This window comes from Streptomyces sp. PT12 (assembly GCF_003311645.1).
In the GTDB taxonomy this organism is placed as follows: domain Bacteria; phylum Actinomycetota; class Actinomycetes; order Streptomycetales; family Streptomycetaceae; genus Streptomyces.
The window spans coordinates 107,373-122,320 of record NZ_QEST01000014.1; the positions used below are offsets into that span (position 1 = coordinate 107,373).

Genomic DNA, 14,948 nt, shown 5'->3' on the forward strand with positions numbered 1-14,948 from the left:
TGCGTGGGGCGTTGCGTCGGGCGTTGCGTCGGGCGTTGCGTGGGGCGTTGGGTCAGGTGTTCTCGGCGACCCGAGGGACGCGCACGGGGAGCCCGTCCCTGGGCCGCAGCGCCGCGAACCCGTCGAGGCGGGGCGGGCGTTCGTCGGCCAGCGCCACATCCCCCGCCTGGAGCACGGCCGCGAGCACCGCGGGCACGATGACCGCGGCCATCCCGCTGCCGGGGCACCGGCGGCGCGGCGAGCCATAGGGGAAGTAGGCGGAGGGCGGCACGGCCGCCGCCGCGCCCGTCCTGTCCCACCGGCCAGGGTCGAAGTGCTCGGGGTCGGTCCAGGACTCGGGCGAGCGGTGGGACGTGAACTGGCTGAGCATGATCCGGCTGCCCGCGGGGATGCGGTGCCCATGCAGGTCGAACGCCGCGACGCAGCGGCGGGCGCTCGCCACCACCGGTGGATGGATCCGCAGGGCCTCGGCCACCACGTGGCCCAGGTACTTCAGCCGCCGCGCGGTCGAGGCCCGCACCGGCTCGTCACCCAGCTCGCGGGCGACCTCGCGCCGCGCCTCGGCCAGCACCTCGGGGTGGGCGAGCAGGCCGTGGAGCGACCAGCCGAGCGCGGAGCTGGTCGGGTCGTAGCTCGCGACGAGGAGGCTGACCACGGTGTCGCGGACCGTGTCGTCACCCGCGGGCAGCCGGGAGTGGACCTCGGGCCGCAGCAGGAACCCGATGGGGTCGGCCGGGTCTGGGGTGGCCGTCCGCCCGGCACGTCGGCGCGCGATCTCGGCGCGCACCACCCGGTCGACGCGGCCTAGCGGCCCGCGCAGCCGCAACCGGCCGAGCCGTGGCGCGTTCCACACCAGCAGCGTCAGCACGGACGAGCGGTTCAGCACGGTGTGCAGCCGCTCGAGGGTGGCGTCGAGGGCGTCGCCCTCGCGCGCGATGACGCCGGGGCCGATGAACGAGTCGACCGACGCCAGCCGCACCGCGTGCCGCAGCTCGGCGTACGCGTCCACCGTCCCGCCGGGCGGCCAGGCCGCGACGCGCTCGCGCACCCGGTCGAGCACGCGGTCGGCGTAGGTGTCCACGCGCTCGCGGTCGAACAGCGGGCGCAGCACGTGCCGCATGGCGCGGTTCTCGGCGTTCGGCAGGGCCACCAGGGCGGTGTCGCCCGCGATGGCCTGGAGCCCGCCGTAGGAGAACTCGAAGTTCTCCGTGCTGCCGAGCACCAGCTCGTTCGCCTCGGCGCCGAACAGGAACGTCCAGCGTAGCGGTCCCGCGCCGACCGCCGCGACGGGGCCGTAGGTCCGGTGCAGATGGCTCATCCCGGCCGCCACCGAGTCCCTGAAGCTGCCGAGTCGCGCGGCGCCCGGCGCACGCGCCGCGCGGTGCGTTCCAGCGCGGTCGCGTCGGGGACGCCCAGGCAGTGCCGGGTGATGATGTCGGCTGACTCGGCGCTGACGTTGGTGTGCGGTCCCTCGTACCAGTGGCCGTCGTCGTGCTGGCGGGCGAGAAGGTTGTCGATCCCGCGGGCGAGGACCTTCTCGGCGTCGATGTGGGCGGCGGTGGTGTCGGTGGTGGTGTCGGTGGTGGTGTCGGCGGCGTGGGTGTCGTTCATGGGGCGACCGGCTCCCCTTCCCTGCGGGCCGATCGGTGGACGCACCGGGGCGGTGCGGGCGGTGCGGGGAGCCTGTGCGGAACGAGTGCCACGAGTGCTTCCTTCCGGGAGGGCAGACATCGGGCGACGATCCCCAGTTGTAGCCCGCGCCCCCCGGGGACGGGTCCCGCCTCCCGCGTGCTAGCGGGGCAGGGGTGGGCCGGATTCCCATTGCATAAAACTGTGGTGCTACGTATAGTTATCCTGTCACTCAGGAGGAGGCGATGGCCGTGCGCGCTGCGGTGGCGGGTGCCAGTGGGTATGCGGGGGGCGAGGTCCTGCGGCTGCTGCTCGGACACCCCTCGATGGAGATCGGGGCCCTGACGGGCAACGCGAACGCCGGGCAGCCGCTGGGGGCGTTGCAGCCGCAGCTGCTCCCGCTGGCCGACCGTGTGCTCGAGCCGACCTCGGCCGGGGTGCTCGCCGGGCACGATGTCGTCTTCCTCGCCCTGCCACACGGCCAATCGGCCGCCGTCGCCGAGCAGTTGGGCGACGGGGTGCTCGTCGTGGACTGCGGCGCCGACTTCCGCCTGGAGAGCGCGGCAGAGTGGGAACGTTACTACGGCTCACCGCACGCCGGGACCTGGCCCTACGGCCTGCCCGAGCTGCCGGGCGCGCGCGAGGCGCTGGCCGGGACGCGGCGCGTCGCGGTCCCCGGCTGCTACCCCACCGCGGTCACCCTGGCGCTCTTCCCCGCCTACGCCGCCGGTCTGGTCGAGCCCGAGGCCGTGGTCGTCGCCGCGTCCGGCACCTCGGGCGCGGGGAAGTCGCCCAAGCCGCACCTGCTGGGCAGCGAGGTCATGGGCTCGCTCAGCCCCTACGGCGTCGGCGGCGTCCACCGGCACACCCCCGAGATGGCGCAGAACCTCTCCGCGGTCGCCGGGGAGCGCGTGACCGTGTCGTTCACTCCCACCCTCGCGCCCATGCCCCGGGGCATCCTTGCCACGTGTTCGGCCAGGGCCAGGCCGGGCGTCACCGCGGCCACCCTGCGCGAGACCTATGCCAAGGCGCTGGCGGCCGAGCCGTTCGTCCGCCTGCTCCCCGAGGGCCGGTGGCCCACCACCGCGGCCGTCGTGGGGTCCAACGCCGCGCTCGTGCAGGTCGCCCTCGACGAGGTGGCGGGCAGGGTCATCGCCATCAGCGCCATCGACAACCTCACCAAGGGCACCGCGGGCGGCGCGGTGCAGAGCATGAACATCGCCCTCGGCCTCGCCGAGGACCTGGGACTTTCCACGATCGGAGTCGCACCGTGAGCGTTACGGCAGCACAGGGGTTCACCGCGGCGGGGGTCGCCGCGGGGATCAAGGCACCGGGGGAGGGCGGCGCCCGCCGCGACCTGGCGCTCGTGGTCAACCAGGGCCCCCGCACCGCCGCCGCGGGCGTCTTCACGGCCAACCGCGTCAAGGCGGCGCCCGTCGTCTGGTCCGAGCAGGTGCTCAAGGGCGGCCAGGTCTCCGCCGTCGTGCTCAACTCCGGTGGCGCCAACGCCTGCACGGGCCCCCTCGGCTTCCAGGACACGCACGCCACCGCCGAGCGCGCCGCCGAGGTGCTCGGGCTGAACGCCGCCGAGATCGCCGTCGCCTCCACGGGCCTGATCGGCCTGCGGCTGCCGATGGACAAGCTGCTGCCCGGCATCGGCACGGCCGCGGCCGAGCTGTCCCCGCACGGCGGCGAGAAGGCCGCCCTCGCCATCATGACCACCGACACCGTGCACAAGACCGCCGTCGCGCGCGGCGACGGCTGGACCGTCGGCGGCATGGCCAAGGGCGCGGGCATGCTCGCCCCCGGGCTCGCCACCATGCTGGTCGTCCTCACCACCGACGCCGACGTCGCCGCCCCCGGCCTCGACGCCGCGCTGCGTGCCGCCACCAGGACGACGTTCGACCGCGTCGACTCCGACGGCTGCATGTCCACCAACGACACCGTGCTGCTGCTCGCCTCCGGCGCCTCGGGGACCGTGCCCGAGCCCGCCGCGTTCGCCGAGGCCGTCCGCGCGGTGTGCGCCGACCTCGCCCTCCAGCTGGTCAAGGACGCCGAGGGCGCGTCCAAGGACATCCGCGTCGAGGTCACGGGCGCCGCGAGCGAGGAGGACGCCGTCGAGGTGGGCCGTTCCATCGCCAGGAACAACCTGCTCAAGTGCGCCATCCACGGCGAGGACCCCAACTGGGGCCGCGTCCTGGCCGCCATCGGCACCACGGCGGCCACCTTCGATCCCGGGCAGCTCAGCGTCGCGATCAATGGCGTGTGGGTGTGCAAGAACGGCTCCTACGGCGAGGACCGCGACCAGGTCGACATGCGCTTCCGCGAGGTCACCATCACCGCCGACCTCGCCGCGGGCACCGAGTCCGCCGTCATCTGGACGAACGACCTCACCGCCGACTACGTCCACGAGAACAGCGCGTACTCCTCATGAGCGCCCCCCACACCCCCCGCCCGCCCCGCAAGCACACCGCGCTCCCCAAGGCGCGCATCCTCATCGAGGCCCTGCCCTGGCTGACGCGGCACCACGGCAAGACCGTCGTCATCAAGTTCGGCGGCAACGCCATGGTGGACGACGCGCTCAAGGCCGCGTTCGCCCAGGACGTGGTGTTCCTGCGGCACGCCGGGCTGCACCCCGTCGTCGTGCACGGCGGCGGCCCGCAGATCAGCGCCCAGCTCGAACGGCTCGGCCTGGACTCGGAGTTCCGCGCCGGGCTGCGCGTGACCACCCCCGAGGCCATGGACGTGGTCAGGATGGTGCTCGCGGGCCAGGTGCAGCGCGAGCTGGTCGGGCTGCTCAACCGGCACGGCCCCCTCGCCGTCGGCATGACCGGCGAGGACGCCCACCTGATGTCCGCCGTCAAGCGCTACGCCGACGTCGACGGGGAGCGCGTCGACCTCGGCCGGGTCGGCGAGGTCACCGCCACCGACACCGGCGCCATCGAGGCCCTGCTGCGCGACGGCCGCATCCCGGTCGTCTCCTCCGTCGCCCGCGGCGCCGACGACGACCACGTCTACAACGTCAACGCCGACACCGCCGCCGCCGCGCTGGCCGCCGCGCTGCGCGCCGAGACGCTGATGGTGCTCACCGACGTCGAGGGCCTTTACGCCGACTGGCCCGCGAGCGACGAGGTCATCAGCAGGCTCACCGAGAGCGAGTTGGAGAAGCTGCTGCCCGACCTGGCCAGCGGCATGGTGCCCAAGATGGAGGGCTGCCTGCACGCGGTGCGCAGCGGCGTGCGCACCGCGCGGGTCATCGACGGGCGCGTCCCGCACGCCATCCTGCTGGAGATCTTCACCGACGAGGGAATCGGGACGATGGTCGTGCCCGACGGGGACGGCGAGGGAGAGCCGACATGAACGCCACAGCCCACACCGACATCGCCGGGGCCGACGCCGACACCGCCGGGGCCGCGTCGGGCAACGCCGCGCTCACCGCCCGCTGGCAGGGCGCCCTGATGGACACCTACGGCACCCCCAGGCTGCCCCTCACCCATGGCGAGGGCGCCCGCCTGTGGGACGCCGAGGGGCGCGAGTACCTCGACTTCGTCGGGGGCATCGCCGTCAACTCCCTGGGCACGGGACACCCCGCCGTGGTGCGCGCCGTCAGCGAGCAGGTCGCGCGCCTCGGCCATGTCTCCAACCTGTTCGTGGCCGAGCCGCCCGTCGCCCTGGCCGAGCGGCTGCTGGCGCTCGCGGGCCGCGAAGGGCGCGTCTTCTTCTGCAACTCGGGCGCCGAGTCCGTCGAGGCGGCGTTCAAGATCGGCCGCCTCACCGGGCGTTCGCACATGGTCGCCACCGAGGGCGGGTTCCACGGCCGCACCATGGGCGCCCTCGCCCTCACCGGGCAGCCCGCCAAGCAGGACCCGTTCCGCCCGCTGCCCGGCGGTGTCACCCATGTCCCCTACGGCGACGCCGACGCGCTGCGGGCCGCGGTCACGACCGACACCGCCCTGCTGATCCTCGAGCCCATCCAGGGCGAGAACGGCGTGGTCGTGCCGCCCGACGGCTATCTCGCCGAGGCCCGCGCGATCACGCGCGCCACCGGGACGCTGCTGGTCCTCGACGAGGTGCAGACGGGCATCGGGCGCACCGGGCACTGGTTCGCCGGGCAGGCCGAGGGCGTCGAGGCCGATGTGATCACGCTCGCCAAGGGCCTCGCCGGTGGCCTGCCGATCGGCGCGACCCTGGCGTTCGGCGAGGCAGCGGAGCTGCTCACGGCGGGGACGCACGGCTCGACGTTCGGCGGGAACCCCGTCTCGTGCGCCGCTGCCCTCGCCGTCCTCGACACCATCGCGTCCGACGACCTGCTGCAACGCGTCAAGGCCGCGGGCGAGCGGCTGCGCGACGGCGTCTGGGGCCTGGGGCACCCCCTGGTCGACCGCGTCAGGGGCGCCGGGCTGCTGCTGGGTATCGTGCTCACCGAGGCCCTGGCACCCCAGGTGCAACGTGCGGCTCAGGACGCCGGGTTCCTCGTGAACGCGGTCGCGCCCGACGTGGTGCGGCTCGCCCCGCCCCTCGTCGTCGGGGACGCGGAGGTGGACGCGCTGCTCGCGGCCCTGCCCGGCATCCTGGACGCCGCCGACGCGTCGGCCGGGGCGCGGTGACCGGCGTGGCGCGATGACCGACGTGGCCTGATGATCGACGCGGCGCGATGATCGAAGAAGAGGGAGCATGACCGAGGAGCGGCAGCCAGCGGGCGGCGCAGTACCGCAGACCCGGACCGCCCGTCACCGGCGGATCGTCGACATCCTGGGCCGCCAGCCGGTGCGCTCGCAGAGCCAGCTGGCCAAGCTGCTCGCTGACGACGGACTGAGCGTCACCCAGGCGACGCTCAGCCGCGACCTCGACGAACTGGGCGCGGTGAAGATCCGCAACACCGGAGGCGAGCTGATCTACGCCGTGCCGAGCGAGGGCGGCTTCCGCACCCCCCAGGCGCCGCTCGGCGAGTCGGCCAAGGAGGTGCGGATGGCGCGCCTCGCGGAGGAGCTGCTGATCTCCGCGGAGGCGTCGGCCAACCTGGTGGTGCTGCGCACGCCGCCTGGCGCCGCGCAGTTCCTGTCGTCGGTGATCGACCAGGCCCAGCTCCACGACATCCTCGGCACCGTCGCCGGTGATGACACCGTGCTGCTGATCACCCGTCACCCGACGGGCGGCCAGCGGCTCGCGGACCATCTGCTGCGGCTGGTGCAGCGCCAGAAGGAGGCGTCGGGGGAGGGCTGACGGCGGCCAGCCGCCTCGGCAGCGCGAACCGCAGCGTCTCGTCGGCCACCGGCACCTCCTCCACCTCGGCGAACCCCCGCGCGGCCAGCGCGGCGACGAGCCCGGACACGGGCACCTCGGGAACGGAGGCGCCCGAGCTGACGCCCACGGTGGTCACGCCGTCGAACCACTCGTCCCTGACCTGCCCCGCGTCGTCGATGAGCCGCGCGTCGCCCGCGCCCGCGCGCAGCGCCACCTCGACGAGGCGCGCGGAGTTCGATGAGTTGGCCGAGCCGACGACCAGCAGCAGGTCACAGCGGGGGGCGATGGCGCGGACCGCGTCCTGCCGGTTCTGGCTGGCGTAGCAGATGTCGTCGCCCGGCGGGTCGGCCAGCAGCGGCAGCCGCTCGCGCAGCGCGCCCACCGTCTCGGCCACCTCGTCGACGGCCAGCGTCGTCTGCGACAGCCACACCACGCGCTCGGGGTCGGCCACCGGGAGCGCCCTCGCCTGCTCGGGCGACTCCACCACCGTGATCCGCCCGGGGGCGTGGCCCACCGTGCCGGTCACCTCCTCGTGCCCCTCGTGGCCGACGAGCGCGATCTGGTACCCCTCGGCGGCGAACCGTTCCGCCTCGCGGTGGACCTTGGTGACCAGGGGGCAGACCGCGTCGACCACGGACAGCTCGCGCTCGGCCGCCTGGGCGTGCACCTCGGGGGCCACCCCGTGCGCCGAGAGCACCACGACGGAGCCGACCGGCACCTCGTCGAGCTCGTCGACGAAGACGGCGCCCCGCTCCGCCAGGTCCCTGACCACATGCGTGTTGTGCACGATCTGGCGCCGGACGTAGACCGGGGGGCCATGGCGCTCGAGCACCCGCTCCACGGTCTCGATCGCCCGCTCCACGCCCGCGCAGAACCCGCGCGGGGCGGCCAGCAGTACCTTCCCCATCGAAAGCCCTCTCCCTCGGCACCCGTCGGCGTCTCTCAACGTCTCTCAACGTCCCTCGGCGTCCCTCGGCGTCCTTCGGCGTCCTTCGGCGTGCGGTCAGCGGTCCCGGTGCCCGGCGAGCTCGGCCAGCGCGGCCAGGTGCGCACCGGCGGGGTCGGCGGGCTCGGCGGCGTCGAGGCACGCGAGCGCCAGGCGCAGCTCCTCCTCGGCCGCCTCCTCCGCCCACGCCCGGCCGCCCGCCTCCTCCACCAGGGAGGCGAGCAGCGCCGTCTCCTCGGGCTCGGGCGGCGGGGCTTGGCCCGGGTCCCTGCGCTGCTCGCGGGTGTACAGCTCGGACAGGCGGCGCGCGGCCGGGGTGCCCGAGTCGAGCGCGGCGACGACCGGGAGGGACTTCTTCCGGTTCGCCAGGTCCGCCCCCGCGGGCTTGCCGGTGACGGCCGGGTCGCCCCAGATGCCGAGCAGGTCGTCGGTGAGCTGGAACGCCATGCCCAGGTGAGTGCCGAACCTCCGCAGCGACTCGACGCGTTCGGGCGAAGCGCCGCCCCACAGCGCGCCGAGGGCGCACGAGCAGGCGAGCAGCGCCGCCGTCTTGCGCTCGGTCATGGCCAGGCACTCGGGGAGCGACACATGGAAGCGGTCCTCGAAGCTGATGTCCGTGTGCTCGCCCTCGATCAGCTGGGTGGTCGCCTCGCTGAGCCAGCGGATGCCGGTGACGGCGGCGAGCGGGGCTGGCTGCTCGGTCAGCACCCGGCTGGCGTGCATCAGCAGCGCGTCCCCGGCGAGCAGCGCGGCGGACGAGCCGAACACCGTCCACGCGGTGGCCCGGTGGCGGCGCGTGGTGTCGCCGTCGAGGATGTCGTCGTGCAGCAGCGAGAAGTTGTGCACCAGTTCGACGGCGACGGCGGGGGCCATGGCCTCATCGGCGCTGCCGCCCACGGCCTCGGCGCAGCCGAAGACCAGCGCGGGGCGCAGGGCCTTGCCCGCGGGGGCGTCGTCGGGGCGGCCCGTGGCGTCGGTCCAGCCGAAGTGGTAGGACGCCACGCGGGCCACCGGCGTGGGCAGCAAGTGGACCCACTGGCGCAGCGCGGGGTCGAGCAGCGCGCGGGCGTCGCGCAGGGTGTCGCGGGCGGTGTGCGCTCCGCCCGCCGTGTCAGGGACGGTGGTCATGACGGGGCCTCGGCTTCCTGGCGGTGCTCGGTGCGGGCGGGTGGCTCGGTGAGGGCGACGGGCTCGGTAGCGACGGCCGTCCCGGTGCGGGTGAGCGCCTTCGCGACGAGCGCCGCGACGACGCGGGGCCCGGGGATGGTGCGCATCACTTTGCCCCTCACATACTCGCCCTTGACGAAGATGTGACCCTTGCCGTCGCCCGACGAAACACCCGGACCCGCCCCTCTTGCCTCCCCTGGGCCGATGCGGAAGGGAACGTTCGCGGCGGAGGCGGCCCTGGCGACCCCTGAGACCTTGCCGAGGTCGACGGACATCACGCCACTCCCTCATGCGGATCGCTGGTCACATCGCTGATCACGACGTTCAGCTTGACCGTTCGGCGGAGCGGCTGGAACGGCGCGTTGCGCATTGCCCGCGCGCCCCCCGCGCGCCCGCGCGCTCCTGGCGGGTGTCTCAGGCGCGCTGACCAGGAGTTCTGTTCAGGCCAAAGGAAGGGGGTGGTGCGGCCGCCGCGCGCGTAATCACCCGTGTGGGTGAGGAGCGTTCTCCTCGTGCCACGCGTCGGCCAGCAGGGCCCGCACCTGGAGGTCGTGCCGCGTGCCGCCCATGGCGAAGACGCTGCGCACCGGACGCCGCTCCTGCACGGGCAAACCCTGACTGACGCGGCACTAGCCAGCGCCGAACGCGTCGGCGAAGGCCCTTCTGGTCGGCGAGGGCTCACGCCGGTCGAGCACCGCGAAGACCACGTGGTCGAACCGCCGGGCGAACGCCCCGCCCGCGCCGAGCGGTTCGCGGAACGCCTCGGCCACGTGCGCCGGGTCGTTGCGGAACACCCCGCAGCCCCACGCCCCAAGCACCAGCCGCCGGTACCCCGCCGCCGCGGCCACCTCGAGCACGCGCGCCGCCCGCGACCGCAGCGCGCCCGGCACCTCGCCCACCCGCTCGGGGGCGCGCCGGGCTATCACGCCCGCGTTGGGCGCGGCCGAGGTCAGGAACCCGGCCGCGAACGGCTCGGGCAGCAGCGCCCCCTTGTCGTCCCTGAAGACCGGCACGCCGGGGGAGTGGATGACGCGGTCGCTGTAGAACGGGTCGGGGTCGGCCCGGTGCGCCGCGTAGAACTCGGGGACCCGCAGCAGGCACGTGTGGAGCGCCGAGGCCCGGCACAGCGCCTCCTCCTGGGCCCGCGCCCCGTTGAGGTAGCCGCCGCCCGGATTGCGGGCCGAGGCGAAGTTGAGCACGGCGACCGCGCCGCCGCCCCCGGTGACCAGGCGGCGCGCGGCGGCGGTGCTGCTCTCCCCCGTGACCTCGAACGCGGGGACCTCGCGCGCTGGCGCCCCGCCCGGCGTCCCGTGGTCGAGCGGCGGAAGGGGCACGGGCCAGGGACCGAACAGCGCGGTGCCCTCGCGCGCACTGGCCGTTGCCCCGCCGATGTCCACCCGCCGCCCGCCGGGGGCCCGATACCAGCCGGCGGTCACGAACTCCTCGGTCTCCCTGGCGATCCCCCGTAGCCGCGCGCTCACGCCGACTCCCCGTTCACGGCCGCCTCCGAAGGCCCGGACCCCTCGGCGGCCTCCGGCCGCTCGGACGGCGGCGTGGGCGGCAGGGGCAGCGGGAGCCCCGGCAGGCCGTCGATGCTGGCCGCGATGTGCTCCTTCTTGTGGAAGTACGCGTCGAGCGACGCGTCCGTCTCCCGCGCGAAGCGCGAGCCGTGCAGCGGGCGGTCGCCCTCGTAGCCCATGAACGGGACGGCATAGCCGCACGAGTCCCTGATCAGCTCGGCCGTCACCACGATGATCGCCCGCAGCCCGTGGTCGGCCGGGTCGATGGCGGGGAAGCGCGCGAGGAGGGCGGGGAAGCGCGGGTCGTCGCGGAAGACCGGCTCGCCCCTGCCGTGGACGCGCACGACGGTGGGCGGGCCCTGGAACGCGCACCACATCAGGGTGATGCGGCCGTTCTCCCTGAGATGGGCGATGGTCTCCGCGTGGCTCCCCGCGAAGTCGAGATAGGCGACGGTCAGCTCGTCGAGCACCGCGAACGAGCCGGACAGACCCTTGGGCGAGAGGTTCACCGTGCCGTCGGCCGCGAGCGGGGCGGTGGCGGTGAAGAAGAGGGGCTGCGCCTCGATGAACGTCCGAAGCCTGCCGTCGATGCGTTCGTATGACTTCCCCATGTCCCGCAGTATGCCCAGCCCGTGAGGGCTCCTGGCGAGTGGATTGACGAACCATGCGGATGTCTGCATACTTATTCTAGACCGTGCATGCATCATAAGGAGATACCGTGACCCAGCGCGTCGTACTCGCCTACTCCGGCGGTCTTGACACCTCCGTCTGCATCGGCTGGATCGCCGAGGCGACCGGCGCCGAGGTCGTCGCCGTCGCCGTCGACGTCGGCCAGGGCGGCGAGAGCCTGGATGTCATCCGCAAGCGCGCGCTCGCCTGCGGCGCGGTCGAGGCCGAGGTCGTGGACGCCAAGGACGAGTTCGCCGAGGAGTACTGCCTCCCCGCGATCAAGGCCAACGGCCTCTACATGGACCGCTACCCCCTCGTCTCCTCGCTCTCCCGGCCCGTCATCGTCAAGCACCTGGCCGCCGCCGCCCGCAAGCACGGCGCCGACACCGTCGCCCACGGCTGCACCGGCAAGGGCAACGACCAGGTGAGGTTCGAGGCGGGCATCGCCTCCCTCGCCCCCGACCTGAAGTGCATCGCCCCCGTCAGGGACTACGCGATGACCCGGGACAAGGCCATCGCCTTCGCCGAGGCCAAGGGACTGCCGATCGCCACGAGCAAGAAGTCGCCGTACTCCATCGACGCCAATGTCTTCGGCCGCGCCATCGAGACGGGCTTCCTCGAGGACATCTGGAACGCCCCGATCGAGGACATCTACGAGTACACGCAGAACCCCGCCACCGCGCGGGACGCCGACGAGGTCGTCATCACCTTCGAGCGCGGCGCCCCCGTGGCCGTCGACGGCCGCTCCGTCACCATGCTCCAGGCGATCCAGGAGCTCAACGAGCGGGCGGGCGCCCAGGGCGTGGGCCGGATCGACATGGTCGAGGACCGCCTTGTCGGCATCAAGTCCCGCGAGATCTACGAGGCCCCTGGCGCCATCGCGCTCATCGCCGCGCACCAGGAGCTTGAGAGCGTCACGGTCGAGCGCGAGCTGGCCCGTTACAAGCGGCAGGTCGAGCAGCGCTGGTCCGAGCTGGTCTACGACGGCCTGTGGTTCTCCCCGCTCAAGCGGGCCATCGACGGCTTCGTGGCCGAGGCGAACGAGCACGTCAGCGGCGACATCAGGATGACGCTGCACGGCGGCCGCGCCGTGGTCACGGGGCGGCGCTCGGGCCAGTCGCTCTACGACTTCAGCCTCGCCACGTACGACACGGGCGACACGTTCGACCAGTCGCTCGCCAAGGGCTTCATCGACATCTTCGGCCTCTCGAGCAAGATCGCCGCGCGGCGGGACCTCGCCCAGTGACGGCGGCCGAGGGCGGCAGCGACGTCCGGCTGTGGGGCGGCCGGTTCGCCAGCGGGCCCGCCGAGGCCCTGGAGAGGCTCAGCGCCTCCGTCCACTTCGACTGGCGGCTCGCGCCCTACGACATCGCCGGGTCACGCGCCCACGCCCGCGTCCTGCGCCGGGCGGGGCTGCTCACCGAGGACGAGCTGGAGCGCATGCTGGCCGGTCTCGACCGCCTGGCCGCCGACGTCGCGGACGGCTCGTTCACCGGAACGATCGCCGACGAGGACGTGCACACCGCGCTCGAACGCGGCCTGCTCGAGCGGCTCGGCCCCGAGCTCGGCGGCAAGCTGCGCGCGGGCCGCTCCCGCAACGACCAGGTGGCCACCCTCTTCCGCATGTACCTGCGCGACCACGCGCGGATCATCGGCGGGTTGCTCGCCGACCTCCAGGAGGCGCTGATCGGCCTGGCCGAGGCGCACCCGGACGTCGCCATGCCCGGCAGGACCCACTTCCAGCACGCCCAGCCCATCCTGTTCGCGCACCATGTCCTGGCCCATGTCCAGGCGCTGTCGCGGAACGGCGAGCGGCTGCGGCAGTGGGACGCGCGCACGGCCGTGTCCCCTTACGGGGCGGGCGCGCTGGCGGGCTCCTCGCTCGGCCTCGACCCCGAGGCGGTCGCCGCCGAGCTCGGCTTCGACGGCGGCTCGTCGGCGAACTCGATCGACGGCACCTCCGCGCGGGACTTCGTCGCGGAGTTCGCGTTCATCACGGCCATGGCGGGCGTGGACATCTCGCGCATCGCCGAGGAGATCATCATCTGGAACACGAGGGAGTTCTCCTTCGTGACCCTGGACGACGCGTTCTCCACCGGCAGCTCGATCATGCCGCAGAAGAAGAACCCCGACATCGCCGAGCTGGCGCGCGGCAAGTCGGGCCGCCTCATCGGGAACCTGACGGGCCTCCTCGCCACCCTCAAGGCGCTCCCGCTCGCCTACAACCGCGACCTCCAGGAGGACAAGGAGCCGGTCTTCGACTCCTGCGACCAACTCGAGGTGCTGCTCCCCGCGTTCACCGGCATGGTCGCCACCCTCACGGTCAACGCCGCGCGCATGGCCGAGCTGGCGCCCGCGGGCTTCTCGCTCGCGACCGACATCGCCGAGTGGCTGGTCAAGCGGGGCGTGCCGTTCCGCGTGGCCCACGAGGTCGCGGGGGAGTGCGTCAAGGCGTGCGAGGCGGAGGGCATCGAGCTCGACCAGCTCACCGACGAGCAGTTCGCCAAGATCTCCCCGCACCTCACCCCCGAGGTCCGCACCGTCCTGACGGTCGAGGGCGCCATCGCGGCGCGCGACGCGCGCGGCGGCACCGCGCCCTCGGCGGTCGCCGTCCAGCTCGGTGAGTCCAGAGCGGCCCTGGCCGAGCAGCGGGCCTGGGCGGCGGCCACCCGCTGACCGGGCCACCCGTCGGCACGCGCGGCGGGTGACGGGCCGCGGCCCGTCACCCGCCCGCGCCGCGGTCACTCGCCCGCGTAACGCAGCCCGATCCGCTCCCGCACCGCGTCCAGCGTGCGCATCACCGCCAGGCTCCCTTCGAGCGGCACGAGCGGCGACTCCTTCTCCCCCGCGCGCAGGCACCGCATCACCTCGGCCGCCTGATACGCCATCGTCCCCGCGGGCCCGGGGCCCGCGAACTCCTCGGGCTCGGCCCCGTCCCTGTGCAGCACGAAGCGCTCCGGGCTGAAGAACCCCCGGGGGAACGCGATCCGCCCCCGCTCCCCCGTCACCACCGCGGTCCGCGCCGTGTCACCCCGCAGCGAACAGGTCAACGCCGCCACCGCGCCGGAGTCGTAGCCAAGCAGCATCCCGGTGTTGACGTCCACGCCCCCCTCGATCCGCGCGAGCGCCGACACCCGCGCGGGCTCCCCGAGCAGCAGGTGCGCGAACGACACGGGGTACACGCCCAGGTCGAGCAGCGCGCCGCCGCCGAGCGCGGGGTCGAGCAGCCGGTGCCCGGGGTCGAGCGGCCCGCCGATGCCGAAGTCCGCGTGCACCGCGACGACGTCGCCGATCGCCCCGTCGCGCACCAGCTCCACCGCCCGCCGGATCGAGGGGTTGCAGTACATCCACATGGCCTCCATGAGGAAGACGCCCCGCTCCCGCGCCAGGGCGACCAGCTCGCGCGCCTCCGCCTCGTTCAGCGTGAACGGCTTTTCGCACAGCACCGGCTTGCCCGCCTCAAGGCACAGCCGCACGGCCGGGTGGTGGGCGCTGTGCGGGGTCGCGACATAGACGACGTCCACCTCGGGGTCGGCGACCAGCGCGGCCCAGTCGCCGTACGCCCTCGGGATCCCGAAGCGGCGCGCGAACTCCTCGGCGGCGCGCGGCGAACGCGACCCCACCGCGGCCACATCGGCGTCCGGCAGCGCCGCCAGATCCCCGGCCAGCCTGGCCGCTATGCCCCCCGTCGCGAGGATGCCCCACCGCACCGGGCGGTCCTTCGACTCGGCCGCGCGCTCGCCCATGTGACTCTCCTTCTGCCCCCGGGAAGT

The 14,948-nt window shown here is 73.9% G+C and carries 15 protein-coding genes and 1 pseudogene; 7 read left to right on the forward strand and 9 right to left on the reverse strand.

The genetic code is table 11. The features are described from left to right. Window positions 1-52 precede the first annotated feature (52 nt). Together DEH69_RS01255 and DEH69_RS31190 are read right to left on the reverse strand one after the other, a co-directional pair. Window positions 53-1,318 carry a cytochrome P450 gene (locus DEH69_RS01255; protein ID WP_181727199.1) on the reverse strand — a complete coding sequence of 422 codons (1,266 nt, stop codon included), beginning with the start codon at window positions 1,316-1,318 and terminating at the stop codon, window positions 53-55. Continuing rightward, window positions 1,315-1,611 (reverse strand): hypothetical protein, encoded by a 297-nt coding sequence (locus DEH69_RS31190; RefSeq protein ID WP_181727200.1) that lies wholly within the window; start codon window positions 1,609-1,611, stop codon window positions 1,315-1,317. Before DEH69_RS31190 ends, DEH69_RS01255 begins: the two co-directional genes overlap by 4 nt. Window positions 1,612-1,874: 263 nt before the next feature. On the opposite strand from DEH69_RS31190, the gene argC reads away from it, so the two are divergent. The 5 genes from argC to DEH69_RS01280 all read left to right on the forward strand — a co-directional run bounded on the left by argC (window position 1,875) and on the right by DEH69_RS01280 (window position 6,852). Further along, on the forward strand, window positions 1,875-2,903 hold the full coding sequence (gene argC / locus DEH69_RS01260) for an N-acetyl-gamma-glutamyl-phosphate reductase (protein WP_113684977.1): 1,029 nt from the start codon (window positions 1,875-1,877) through the stop codon (window positions 2,901-2,903). Further along, window positions 2,900-4,063 (forward strand): bifunctional glutamate N-acetyltransferase/amino-acid acetyltransferase ArgJ, encoded by a 1,164-nt coding sequence (gene argJ / locus DEH69_RS01265; RefSeq protein ID WP_113684978.1) that lies wholly within the window; start codon window positions 2,900-2,902, stop codon window positions 4,061-4,063. The genes argC and argJ overlap by 4 nt, the downstream gene beginning before the upstream one ends. Next, a complete protein-coding gene (gene argB, locus DEH69_RS01270; RefSeq protein WP_113684979.1) occupies window positions 4,060-4,989 on the forward strand; it encodes an acetylglutamate kinase in 930 nt (309 codons plus the stop codon). Before argJ ends, argB begins: the two co-directional genes overlap by 4 nt. After that, window positions 4,986-6,236: an acetylornithine transaminase gene (locus DEH69_RS01275; protein WP_113684980.1), complete on the forward strand. Its 1,251-nt coding sequence runs from the start codon at window positions 4,986-4,988 to the stop codon at window positions 6,234-6,236. The genes argB and DEH69_RS01275 overlap by 4 nt, the downstream gene beginning before the upstream one ends. A gap of 67 nt (window positions 6,237-6,303) precedes the next feature. Then, window positions 6,304-6,852 carry an arginine repressor gene (locus tag DEH69_RS01280; RefSeq protein ID WP_113684981.1) on the forward strand — a complete coding sequence of 183 codons (549 nt, stop codon included), beginning with the start codon at window positions 6,304-6,306 and terminating at the stop codon, window positions 6,850-6,852. Here DEH69_RS01280 and DEH69_RS01285 read toward each other — a convergent pair. The 6 genes and pseudogenes from DEH69_RS01285 to DEH69_RS01305 all read right to left on the reverse strand — a co-directional run. Beyond that, entirely contained in the window at window positions 6,764-7,780 is a 1,017-nt protein-coding gene (locus DEH69_RS01285; RefSeq protein WP_113684982.1) for a 4-hydroxy-3-methylbut-2-enyl diphosphate reductase, read from the reverse strand. The two genes, DEH69_RS01280 and DEH69_RS01285, sit on opposite strands and share 89 nt — an antisense overlap. A 96-nt stretch (window positions 7,781-7,876) precedes the next feature. Further along, window positions 7,877-8,947 carry a polyprenyl synthetase family protein gene (locus tag DEH69_RS01290; RefSeq protein WP_113684983.1) on the reverse strand — a complete coding sequence of 357 codons (1,071 nt, stop codon included), beginning with the start codon at window positions 8,945-8,947 and terminating at the stop codon, window positions 7,877-7,879. Beyond that, window positions 8,944-9,261 (reverse strand): hypothetical protein, encoded by a 318-nt coding sequence (locus tag DEH69_RS01295; protein ID WP_113684984.1) that lies wholly within the window; start codon window positions 9,259-9,261, stop codon window positions 8,944-8,946. The genes DEH69_RS01290 and DEH69_RS01295 overlap by 4 nt, the downstream gene beginning before the upstream one ends. A gap of 207 nt (window positions 9,262-9,468) precedes the next feature. Beyond that, window positions 9,469-9,591, reverse strand: a complete 123-nt coding sequence (locus tag DEH69_RS32280; RefSeq protein ID WP_258534357.1) for a hypothetical protein — start codon at window positions 9,589-9,591, stop codon at window positions 9,469-9,471. Between the two features lie 24 nt (window positions 9,592-9,615). Beyond that, entirely contained in the window at window positions 9,616-10,467 is an 852-nt protein-coding gene (locus DEH69_RS01300) for a TIGR02452 family protein (protein ID WP_113684985.1), read from the reverse strand. A gap of 71 nt (window positions 10,468-10,538) precedes the next feature. Continuing rightward, window positions 10,539-11,117 (reverse strand): annotated as a pseudogene (locus DEH69_RS01305) (pyridoxamine 5'-phosphate oxidase family protein); the annotation flags it as partial. Window positions 11,118-11,224: 107 nt separating this feature from the next. Between DEH69_RS01305 and DEH69_RS01310 the strand changes: the two are divergent. Next, window positions 11,225-12,421, forward strand: a complete 1,197-nt coding sequence (locus DEH69_RS01310) for an argininosuccinate synthase (protein ID WP_113684987.1) — start codon at window positions 11,225-11,227, stop codon at window positions 12,419-12,421. Beyond that, complete coding sequence (argH, locus tag DEH69_RS01315) at window positions 12,418-13,851, forward strand: argininosuccinate lyase (protein ID WP_113684988.1); 1,434 nt, start codon at window positions 12,418-12,420, stop codon at window positions 13,849-13,851. The genes DEH69_RS01310 and argH overlap by 4 nt, the downstream gene beginning before the upstream one ends. Window positions 13,852-13,916: 65 nt before the next feature. On the opposite strand, the gene DEH69_RS01320 is transcribed toward argH, so the two are convergent. Continuing rightward, the gene (locus DEH69_RS01320) at window positions 13,917-14,921 is read right to left on the reverse strand and encodes a Gfo/Idh/MocA family protein (RefSeq protein WP_181727201.1); all 1,005 of its coding nucleotides are present in this window, start codon (window positions 14,919-14,921) and stop codon (window positions 13,917-13,919) included. Between the last annotated feature and the right edge of the window lie 27 nt (window positions 14,922-14,948).

Coding starts and splice junctions, on each gene's coding strand:
- DEH69_RS31190 (WP_181727200.1), bottom strand. CDS start 1,611: ATGAACGACACCCACGCCGCCGACACCACCACCGACACCACCACCGAC.
- DEH69_RS01295 (WP_113684984.1), bottom strand. CDS start 9,261: ATGTCCGTCGACCTCGGCAAGGTCTCAGGGGTCGCCAGGGCCGCCTCC.
- DEH69_RS01290 (WP_113684983.1), bottom strand. CDS start 8,947: ATGACCACCGTCCCTGACACGGCGGGCGGAGCGCACACCGCCCGCGAC.
- DEH69_RS01275 (WP_113684980.1), top strand. CDS start 4,986: ATGAACGCCACAGCCCACACCGACATCGCCGGGGCCGACGCCGACACC.
- DEH69_RS01285 (WP_113684982.1), bottom strand. CDS start 7,780: ATGGGGAAGGTACTGCTGGCCGCCCCGCGCGGGTTCTGCGCGGGCGTG.
- argB (WP_113684979.1), top strand. CDS start 4,060: ATGAGCGCCCCCCACACCCCCCGCCCGCCCCGCAAGCACACCGCGCTC.
- argC (WP_113684977.1), top strand. CDS start 1,875: ATGGCCGTGCGCGCTGCGGTGGCGGGTGCCAGTGGGTATGCGGGGGGC.
- DEH69_RS01255 (WP_181727199.1), bottom strand. CDS start 1,318: ATGAGCCATCTGCACCGGACCTACGGCCCCGTCGCGGCGGTCGGCGCG.
- DEH69_RS01280 (WP_113684981.1), top strand. CDS start 6,304: ATGACCGAGGAGCGGCAGCCAGCGGGCGGCGCAGTACCGCAGACCCGG.
- DEH69_RS01320 (WP_181727201.1), bottom strand. CDS start 14,921: ATGGGCGAGCGCGCGGCCGAGTCGAAGGACCGCCCGGTGCGGTGGGGC.